Source organism: Pedobacter sp. 01N416, assembly GCF_056399685.1.
In genome coordinates, this window is the sequence record NZ_JBFTRT010000703.1 from 1 (window position 1) to 2,314 (window position 2,314).

Sequence of the window (2,314 nt, forward strand, 5' to 3'; positions counted from 1 at the left end):
CAATTGGAATGCATTTGTATTCAGCATTTCGATGCCGTTGGCCGCCTGGATCGCTTCAAAATATTTTGTACCCTTTTATCGGAATACCGGCGAAATATCGGCCTATACGCATTTAGAAAAACGTTTTGGCGCCTGGGCGAGGGTTTACGCAGTGGTGTGTTTCTTGTTAACGCAACTGGCCAGAATGGGATCGATATTTTTTGGAATTGCCTTGAGCTTACAAGCACTCACAGGCTATTCTATGCAGATGATTATGATCGTAATGGGCATTTGTATCATTGTTTATACCGTTTTAGGAGGAATTGAAGCGGTAATATGGACAGAAGTGGTACAAGCAGTAGTGAAGACTTTTGGCGCCTTGCTTATTCTGTACTTAATCATTTCGAATATGCCAGGAGGAGTTTCTAAGATTGTAGAGATCGGGAAATCGGCCAATAAGTTTAGCTTAGGTAGTTTTAAGCTCGATTTTGTAGGATCATCGTTTTGGGGCGTGTTGCTTTATGGTTTTTTTATCAACCTGAATAACTTCGGAATGGACCAAAACTACATTCAGCGATACCATACTGCATCCTCAAGTAAAGCAGCTTCGAAATCGATCTGGCTGTGTGTTTGGTTGTATATCCCGGCATCATTGCTCTTTTTTATTATAGGATCTTGCTTGTATGCCTATTATGAAATCAATCCGGAATTGGTGCAGTCGATAAAACACCAGGTAGCTATTGAGCGTTTGCCTTTACATGCTTCGGCAGCAGAGGTGTTGAAGGTACAACATGCATTACAGCCATCGGATTATGGTGACAAAATTATGCCACATTTTATGGTGACTAAAATCCCCATAGGTTTGGTTGGTTTAATTGTATCGGCCATTTTATCTGCAGCAATGAGTACCATAAGTTCAGGGATGAACGCCTCGGCAACGGTGTTTTCGGTAGATATTTACAAAAGATATTTTAAACCTGATGTAACCGAAAAGCAGAATTTATCACTGTTACATTTGGCCACCATTGGCTTTGGTTTATTGGGTATGATTGCTGGTATTGCCATGATTGGTGTAAAAAGCATTTTAGATGTGTGGTGGGAATTATCAGGGATTTTTGCTGCAGGGATGTTAGGACTATTCCTTTTGGGTATTATTAGCAGGCAAACTAAAAACCATGAAGCCATAACAGCAACAATGATAGGCATTGCCGTAATTATATGGATGACATTTTCTTCACTTCTTCCTCCAGAATATGAAATTTTTAGAAATCCTTTACATAAAAACATGATTATCGTGATCGGCACTTTAACCATTTTTTTAGCAGGACTTTTCCTGACGAAAATTAAAGATAGAAAAACTAAAACAGCCCATTAAAAGCCATTCTGGCTTTATCAGGCAATTAAATAGAACAATTTACCATATCAGAATATAATGGAAAACTCACAAAAAGGGTTCATCCCGGTAATGCYCACGCCTTTTTTAAGCAATGGGAACATCGATTACCCAGCCCTTACACAGCTTACCGAGATTTATTTACAGGCCGGATCATCAGGCTTATTTGCCAATTGTCTGTCGAGCGAAATGTTTGAATTGACTGGTAAAGAACGAATTCAGGCCATAAAACATGTGATTAAAGTTGTTAATGGCGCCGTGCCAGTGGTAGCCACAGGAACTTTTGGTGGCGCGATTTCCGAACAGGCCGATTTTGTAAAAGAAGTGAGCGATGCAGGGGTAGAGGCCGTGATTGCCATTACAAGCTTGTTGGCTGATGAAAGTGAATCGGACGAGGTTTTTAATGATCGTGTTTTCGATCTTATCGATCAAACAGATAAAATTCCATTGGGATTTTATGAATGTCCGGTGCCTTATAAAAGGGTATTAAAACCTACTCAACTGGCCGATTTTGTGTCAACCGGAAGAGTGATTTACCATAAAGATACCTGCCTGGATCTTAGTCAGATTAAAGAAAAACTGAAACTGACTGAAGGCAGGGCTTTTGGATTGTACGATGCCTATATCGTGCATGCGGTAGAATCATTAAAAGCTGGAGCTTCGGGCTTATCGTGCATTCAAGGTAATTATTTCCCTGAATTGATTGTTTGGCTTTGCGACCATTATAATGATGAAGCTTTTAAAGATGAAGTACAAGTGGTACAACAGTTTTTAATCGATAACATGGACGTAATGCATAATGTTTATCCAGTGGTGTCGAAATATTTCCTGCAAAAGCGCGGGCTTAATATCTCAACTTTTACCCGCAGAAATGTTGGCTCGTTTACGCCAAGTGTAGTTAAAGAAGTAGAAACATTGTTTGATGATTACACTTTATTACGC

2 protein-coding genes are annotated in these 2,314 nt (G+C 39.7%); both read left to right on the forward strand.

Annotated elements, in window-relative coordinates; all coding sequences use genetic code 11:
* Positions 1 to 1,354: sodium:solute symporter family protein (locus AC1DND_RS26050; RefSeq protein ID WP_477585517.1), on the forward strand; the 1,354-nt coding region annotated here is incomplete at its 5' end.
* Between the two features lie 57 nt (positions 1,355 to 1,411).
* The coding region (locus AC1DND_RS26055; protein WP_477585519.1) for a dihydrodipicolinate synthase family protein at positions 1,412 to 2,314 on the forward strand (903 nt) is incomplete at its 3' end.